Here is a 4,201-nt window from a genome sequence, read left to right on the forward strand (position 1 = left end):
GCGTAAGACTTCTGTTAAAGAAGCAGCATCCCGGGTCGCGTCAACCCCATTCAGCGACCATTCTAAAAAGGTGGCGTGGTGAGGAATCGCCGTCCGTTTTACGGCGGCGAGGATGTCAAAGCTACATTTTAACTTCTTGTTCAGGAGAAAGACCTAATTGAGGGATTAGTATCGCCAAAAGTCGGCTAAATTGCCTCCAAAAATGCAATTAATTTCCCCTTCATTCAGTCAGTTGATGGCGTTTCCATCCCAACCCGTCAGCTGCACCAATTCCCTCACCTTTTCAGAAAGCACCCACCAATTGCCCTCTCAACCCCTCTCTTTTCACCTGAGATTCCAGAAACTCAGCCGTCTCTCCTTCTCCCAAGCGATAGCGAATCCTTAAAATTGCCTGCTGTTGGTTGTAAGTTTTCAACTGCGTCGATCCATAGCATAGCAGTCCACTCAATTCTGCTGTAATTAGGAATCAACTTGACTAAGAGAGGAACGTCTTTTAAAAGGCATTAGTTTTTTGATTAATTCAGGTGTAATTAAGCCTTGGGGATAAAAAATCGTTCCCAAAACAATTAAAATTCCAAAAATAATCAAACGACCATCGCGCAAGAAATTCCCTAACCAAATTGGTAAACCATTCACACCACCGAGGGCGCGTAAAACTTCGGGCAAAGCAGTTAAAACAATGCCTCCCACCACCGGACCAACAAAAGTTCTTGAACCACCAATTAAAACGAAAGCCAAGAAAATAATACTGGCATCAAAAGTTCCCTGACGGGAATTCCAAGTATTGAGAAAATGGGCGCTTACCGCTCCCACAACTGCCGCTAAAACTGCCCCGAAAGTGAAGGATAAAACCTTGTGATAGGTGGGATTAATTCCCATGGCTGCAGCTGCCAATTCATCGGCACGAATGGCATTAAATGCCCGACCAATTTTGATGTTTTCTAACCGGTAGAGAAACAGCATAGTTAGGAATAAGAGGGGCAAGGCCAGCCAAAGGTAGGCTAATTGAGTAGTGAAGGGTTGGGGAATGGCGAAAATACCGACCGCACCGCCAGTTATCTCGAGATTAAGGGCAATAATTCTCAAAATTTCTACCCAAGCGATCGTGGCAATGGCTAAATAGATACCTCGCAAACGCAGAACAGGAATACCTAAAACTATGGCTAATATTCCTGAAATAATGCCAGCAATTAACATTTCTAAAAAGACCAAAGCCAGGGGATAATTGCTGCCGGTATTAGTAAAAACTTTCGTAGAAAGAATGGCGGCTACATAACCCCCTAAAGCGTAAAAACCGGGGGTTGCTAAGGATAATTGACCGGCCATTAAGGGCAGATAAATTGAAATGCCTAATATGGCTCCAAATATCATTGAAACAATTAAAAAACCATAGGTGTTAAAAAAATCAGCCATATTTTCAGTGAGCGGTTATTGGGGGCTTAAGTTACTGGAGTCAATTAGCTAATTTTATCACCGTTTTCTCCCCTCTGATTCTCTGGTAATTCTCGAAATTATCATAATTTTTTACGGGGCACTTTTCCTATATGGTAGCGTTCGCCACCTTAAAAGCAGACGGGATGATCGATGATGGGAAAAGGTATCTTCCTCAACTTTGTCCTGGAAAAAATTTAGGGGAATTTATGAAACAGCAGCATTGGTTAGTTAACTCCGAAACCCGGTTCCTCGGACTCCTAGTGCTGAATTTCCCGATAAAATCGCAGTAGCGGCTGAAAAAGTCCTAGAAGTTGAGTATATCATCAGTTTTGCCCCAGAAGCGCTCCATCAGGTGCAGGCGATCGGTGAGGAACCAGTAATGTGGTTTTAAACGTTTTCAATTCGATCCGCTCACTAATCGAGCAGTTAATTTTTAGGTTAGAGAAATGATAGATAAATGAGAGGATCATGAGAGAAATATGAAAGTTTTCTGGGTAAAAATTAGTTAAGATAAGGGGAAATTAAAGGATAAACAACTATAGATGTTTACTTCACTCGAACTTTTAACCACTTCCTTTGTGGCCGTGGGATTAGCCGCCGATGCCGTGGCCGTTTCTCTGACCAGTGGCCTGATGATTCGTCATATTCATGTTAATAAGGCTTTGAAAATTGCTTTGTTTTTTGGGGGATTTCAAGCGATTATGCCGATGATCGGTTGGGGTATCGGTCTAACTTGTCGCGAGTTCCTCGCCTCTTTTGACCACTGGATCGCTTTTATTATTTTAGGGGCGATCGGCAGTAAAATGATCTACGAAGCTGTTCAAAATGATGACGAGGAAAAAAAATTTAATCCTCTAGATTCCTATACTTTAATCGGATTAGCGATCGCTACTAGCATCGATGCTTTAGTAGTTGGTTTGGGTCTATCGATGATTAAAACTCCCTTACTTTTAGCTTGCACTGTCATCGGTTCTATTACCTTTGCTTTATGTTTTATAGCTGTTTTTATCGGGCATAAATTCGGTAATTTATTTAGTCAAAAGGTGGAAATTCTCGGCGGTTTAGTTTTAATATTAATCGGCAGTAAAATCCTCATTGAACATTTAATTGCCTAGATTATCTCCATTTTTCACTATCCTCCCTATTTTCCCTGGCTGTTTTTCAACAGGGGAGTGGCTAATTCGGGATAACCGGCCTCAATTAAAGCCCGATCTCTGATGCGACAGGAATCGCATAAACCGCAGGGTTCAACTTCTCCTTGATAACAAGACCAAGTATCAGCAATGGGAACCCCTAAACTAACAGCACGACGGACGATATCTACCTTACTATCCATCACTAAAGGGGCAATTAATTGGGGTGCTTTCCCTTCTAAACCCGCTTTCGATGATAAATTAGCTAAAGTTTGAAAGGCATCTAAATACTCGGGACGACAATCGGGATAACCAGAATAATCCACCGCATTAATTCCTAAATATATCGCCTCCGCTTCCCTTGCTTCCGCTAAAGAAAGAGCGATCGAAATAAAAACTGTATTTCTCCCCGGCACATAGGTAATCGGGATAATATTCGAGTTAATTCCCTCTTGGGGAATAGCAATAGATTGATCCGTTAAAGCGGAACCTCCCCACAAAGATAGATTGACTTCGATCAGATGATGTTCTTTAATATTGAGGAAATTGGCAATTTTTTTCGCCGCCGCTAATTCCCGCTCGTGTCTTTGTCCATAACGAAAGGAAAGGGCAATTAATTGATAACCAGCAGCTAGAGCGATCGCTGCTGTTGTCGCTGAATCTAATCCCCCGGAAAGTAAAATAATCGCCTTTTTTGTCATTATCCTAATGTCACCTGTGTTTGTTGATAATTAGCTACTAAGATAAATTGTTTTAGCCACCGCGAACCTAACAAAATCTCCTTAATTGCCTCCCCTGCAAAGACGGGAATTTCGTATTCCTGACCATCAATTCTTACTCTGCCTAAATATATATCAAAAAATGCTTCTCCTTGAGCGGTTATCAATTTATTTTGTCGCAAAAAACGCCAATCAAGACTGTCAGCATCTTGACTATTTATGGCTAAAAACTCGGTAAAACCCGTATCCAGCATAACTTCTGCGGGTAGAATCAATCCATCATCGCCAACTAAATCGATATCAAAATAAATTTGTCCTTTGGTTCCAAATCTCCCTTCAATCATATTCTGCCACTAACTCCAGTTTCATTAATGCCAAAGATATGATGGATTTTGTCGGGATATTTTGCCCTTGCTTTTTTACTAGCCACTTCTTGATCGGGATCGATAAAATAATCGCCGCTATCAGGTTCGATCGCAATGTACCAACCATAATAATGTTTCATTAACCGGGGCTGTAAACTCTGAAAAATCGGCCAACAACGATGATAAAATTCTAATTGTCGGGCGCGATGTTTGGCCTTTTCTTCCTCTGTAGCTTGAATCTCTGGAAAAACTCGACCACGACGCACTACTCGTTCAGAATTGTTGTTAGACATAGTATTTAACCTCTTGTTAGTAAATTAGGGGTTGGGAATCATGAATTATGAATTGGGGAGTGGGGAGTGGGGAGTGGGGAGATGGGAATTATGAATTATGAATTATGAAGTGGGGAAGTGGGGAAGTGGGGAGATGGGAATTATGACTCACCGTTCGCTTATTTTTTGAGGTCAGGTAACGAAAATATGGCTGAAAAGCTGACCCCGTAAAGGATTGAGCGAACGTTACTGACCCATTTTTATCCATCAGCAAAGAA

The 4,201-nt window shown here is 41.6% G+C and carries 5 protein-coding genes; 1 reads left to right on the forward strand and 4 read right to left on the reverse strand.

Annotation, left to right across the window (positions count from 1 at the left end; genetic code table 11):
* Window positions 1-459: 459 nt before the first annotated feature.
* Window positions 460-1,413 carry a branched-chain amino acid ABC transporter permease gene (locus EWV84_RS13500; RefSeq protein WP_287078394.1) on the reverse strand — a complete coding sequence of 318 codons (954 nt, stop codon included), beginning with the start codon at window positions 1,411-1,413 and terminating at the stop codon, window positions 460-462.
* Window positions 1,414-1,976: 563 nt separating this feature from the next.
* Between EWV84_RS13500 and EWV84_RS13505 the strand changes: the two genes are divergently transcribed.
* Entirely contained in the window at window positions 1,977-2,549 is a 573-nt protein-coding gene (locus EWV84_RS13505; RefSeq protein ID WP_193961534.1) for a manganese efflux pump MntP, read from the forward strand.
* A 26-nt stretch (window positions 2,550-2,575) separates the two neighbouring features.
* Here the strand turns inward: EWV84_RS13505 and queC are convergent, their stop codons facing one another.
* Genes queC through EWV84_RS13520 form a run of 3 tightly spaced genes read right to left on the reverse strand, consistent with a single transcriptional unit; the run spans window position 2,576 to window position 3,944 of the window.
* Window positions 2,576-3,268: a 7-cyano-7-deazaguanine synthase QueC gene (gene queC, locus EWV84_RS13510; RefSeq protein ID WP_287078395.1), complete on the reverse strand. Its 693-nt coding sequence runs from the start codon at window positions 3,266-3,268 to the stop codon at window positions 2,576-2,578.
* A complete protein-coding gene (locus EWV84_RS13515; RefSeq protein WP_002781773.1) occupies window positions 3,268-3,630 on the reverse strand; it encodes a hypothetical protein in 363 nt (120 codons plus the stop codon). Before EWV84_RS13515 ends, queC begins: the two co-directional genes overlap by 1 nt.
* Window positions 3,627-3,944 carry a hypothetical protein gene (locus EWV84_RS13520; protein ID WP_287078396.1) on the reverse strand — a complete coding sequence of 106 codons (318 nt, stop codon included), beginning with the start codon at window positions 3,942-3,944 and terminating at the stop codon, window positions 3,627-3,629. The genes EWV84_RS13515 and EWV84_RS13520 overlap by 4 nt, the downstream gene beginning before the upstream one ends.
* Window positions 3,945-4,201: the final 257 nt, after the last annotated feature.

The organism is Microcystis sp. M_QC_C_20170808_M3Col, from assembly GCF_007095505.1.
Classification (GTDB): domain Bacteria; phylum Cyanobacteriota; class Cyanobacteriia; order Cyanobacteriales; family Microcystaceae; genus Microcystis.